The sequence below is a fragment of the Actinoplanes sp. NPDC051633 genome, assembly GCF_040681735.1.
GTDB lineage: Bacteria > Actinomycetota > Actinomycetes > Mycobacteriales > Micromonosporaceae > Actinoplanes.
The window spans coordinates 1-2,690 of record NZ_JBFAZH010001053.1; the positions used below are offsets into that span (position 1 = coordinate 1).

Consider the following 2,690-nt stretch of genomic DNA (forward strand, 5'->3'; position numbering starts at 1 on the left):
GTCGCCGTTCACCAGGGACGCGGCGTGCCCGTAGGCGATCCACCGTCTCGGCTGGCCCGCTTCGCGCTGCCGGCCGAGACGGTGGATCGCCTGCGGGCACACGGCATCCTCTACGACCGCGACCGTGATGGCGGTGAGCTGCTGCACCTCTACACGCCCGTGTACGGCGGGCGGGTGTTCTTCGAGATCGTGCAGCGCCGGGCCGGCTACGACGGCTTCGGCGAGGCGAACGCCCCGGTGCGGATGGCCGCCCACCGCCACCTCAGGTTGCTCAGAGCTTCTGCAGCTGAGTGACCACCATCGCGATCGCGAAGAAGCCGTAGAAGCCGATTGCCAGCGCCAGCCCCACCAGCCGCCAGCCGCGCAGCCGGATCGCCTCCGGCAGGTTCCGCGTGTTGAGCCGCACCAGGAGGATCGAGTAGAGCAGCGTGACCACCGACGCCGCACAGGTCGACACGATCAGCAGGCCCAGCGGCTGGGTGAAGCCGGCCAGCAGGATCGCCGAGCCGAGCAGGATCTCCCCCCACACCACGGCCAGATAGAGCCGCGACTCGGTCCACCGGGCGGAGCCGGCCAGGTAGTTGCGGCGGACGAAGTCGCTGGCAACCCGGCCGATCACGTCGAGCAGGCCCATCGCGGCGGCCCACAGCGACACCGCGGCGATCGCGAAGAACAGCAGCTTGAGCCACCCGCCGACCTGCGCGGCGAGGACCTCGCCCTCGATGCGCAGGAACGACGGGTCGTTCTTGACGTCGTCGCGGCCGAAGAGCGTGTCGTACGCGAGCAGGCTCATCACCGTGATGGTGATGAAGCAGACCAGCAGGAACGCGAACGCGTGCTCGATGTTGGCCCGCTTCCACCACACCTGCCACCGGCCGAGGTTGGCCTCGTCCTGCGGGAAGTCGTACCGGGCCGCGCCGGCCGCCTCCTCCTGGCCGGTGATCGGCGAGATCAGCCGGGGCACGTGCGCGCCCATGCCGTATCGCTTGTCGCGGATCCAGTTGCTCAGCACCAGGTTGTGCACGCCGCCCGCGCCGGCCGCACCGATCGCGCTCAGGATCAGCGTGAACGTGACGCCCTCGGGGATCTGCCCGAAGCCGGTCACCGCGGCCTTCGCGCCCTCGCCCCAGGTGGACGCCGAGATCACGAACACCACCACGACCGCGATGAAGAACAGCGTGAGGCCGACCTTGACGATCTCGACGCGCTCGACGGTCTTGTAGATCACCTTCGACGCGGACAGCAGCACGCCGATGATCACCAGGGTGGCGACCGTGATCCACACCGGGTCGCCGCCGCCGACCAGATAGGTGAACACCGTCGAGCCGCTGGTCGCCCAGCCGGGCCACACGTACTGGAAGGCGCCGGCCAGGCAGATGATGATCCCCCAGCCCTTCCACCAGGAGGAGAAGCCGGCCACGGCCGTCTGGCCGGTGGCGAGCGTGTAGCGCTCGATCTCCATGTTGATGACGAACTGCACGAGCAGCGTGGTGATGGCCAGCCAGAGCAGGCCGAGCCCGCCGATCGTGGTCAGGTAGGGCCAGAGGATGATCTCGCCGGCCGCGAGGCCGATGCCGACCGCGACCACGCCGGGGCCGACCATGTTGCGCAGGGACATCGGCTCCGGCAGGTCGCGGGTCTCAACGTCGTTCGTTTGCGATAGGGGACGGCTCATCGGGGACTCCCTGGAGAAGCAGGGTCAGATGGGTGAGCATGCGCGCGGTGTCGGGGGTACGGCCGGTGAAGAGCTGAAACGCAGCGGCCGCCTGGAACACACACATCGCCGTGCCGCCGAGGGCCCGCAGGCCGTGCGCCCGCGCGCTGCGCAGCAACCGGGTCTCGACGGGCATGTAGACGATGTCGACGACCCACATCCGCGGGTGCAGCAGGCCGGCCGGGAGCGGTGGCCCCGGGTTCGCCCGCATGCCGACCGGGCTCGCGTTGACCAGACCGTCCGCGGCGGCGAGCGCGGCCGGCAGCTCGGCCGGTGGCGCCACCGCGATCCGCTCCAGCTCGAACCGGGTGCTCAACGCCTCGGCCAGCAGACCCCGCCGGTCGGCGTCGGGGTCGACCACGGTGAGATGCCGTACCCCCGCGCCCAGCTGAGCGAAGGCACACGCGGCGCCCGCGCCGCCCGCACCCAGCTGGACCACGCGATCGACCGCCGCGCCCGGCAGGCCGCGCCGGAACGCCTCCGCGAAGCCGAACGCGTCGGTGTTGTGGCCGACCCGCCGACCGCCGGCGAAGACGACGGTGTTGACCGCGCCGATGTCCCGGGCCTGCGGGGACAGGTCGTCGAGCAGCCCGACGACCTGCTGCTTGAACGGATGGGTGATGTTGACGCCGGCGAAGCCGGCGGCCTCGGCGCGATCGAGGAGAGGGCCGAGACCGGACTCGGCGTCGAACAGGATGTACGTGAGGTCGAGGCCGTGCGCACGCCCCTCGGCCTCGTGCAGCGCCGGCGACAGCGAGGTCTCGATCCCCGCCCCGATCAAGCCGCACCGCACCATCAGGATCAGCCGCTTTCAATGTACGAACTGGTACGTTAGTAAGCGCCCAACATCACCTGTCTGTCAAGTCACACCGTCCGGAGAACGTCGGTGGGCGTCAGCCCCGGGCCATGCCGGGGAGCGGGCATGCCGGGGAGAACTGGCGATAGTCGCGAACGTGGCCCCCGCGCACGGTGGCCA

Annotated in this window: 2 protein-coding genes and 1 pseudogene; 1 reads left to right on the plus strand and 2 read right to left on the minus strand. The window is 70.3% G+C overall.

Annotated features, from left to right (window positions below; all coding sequences use genetic code 11):
* Window positions 1-294 (plus strand): annotated as a pseudogene (locus AB0M20_RS36760) (sugar phosphate isomerase/epimerase and 4-hydroxyphenylpyruvate domain-containing protein); the annotation flags it as partial.
* Here the strand turns inward: AB0M20_RS36760 and AB0M20_RS36765 are convergent.
* On the minus strand, window positions 272-1,675 hold the full coding sequence (locus tag AB0M20_RS36765; RefSeq protein WP_364305322.1) for an Nramp family divalent metal transporter: 1,404 nt from the start codon (window positions 1,673-1,675) through the stop codon (window positions 272-274). The pseudogene AB0M20_RS36760 and the gene AB0M20_RS36765 overlap by 23 nt on opposite strands.
* Window positions 1,641-2,495, minus strand: coding sequence for a shikimate dehydrogenase (locus AB0M20_RS36770; RefSeq protein ID WP_364305324.1), 855 nt, complete (start codon window positions 2,493-2,495; stop codon window positions 1,641-1,643). Before AB0M20_RS36770 ends, AB0M20_RS36765 begins: the two co-directional genes overlap by 35 nt.
* Window positions 2,496-2,690: the final 195 nt, after the last annotated feature.

Bases quoted from the DNA above. Each gene is read 5' to 3' on its own strand.
- AB0M20_RS36765 (WP_364305322.1), bottom strand. From the start codon at position 1,675: ATGAGCCGTCCCCTATCGCAAACGAACGACGTTGAGACCCGCGACCTG.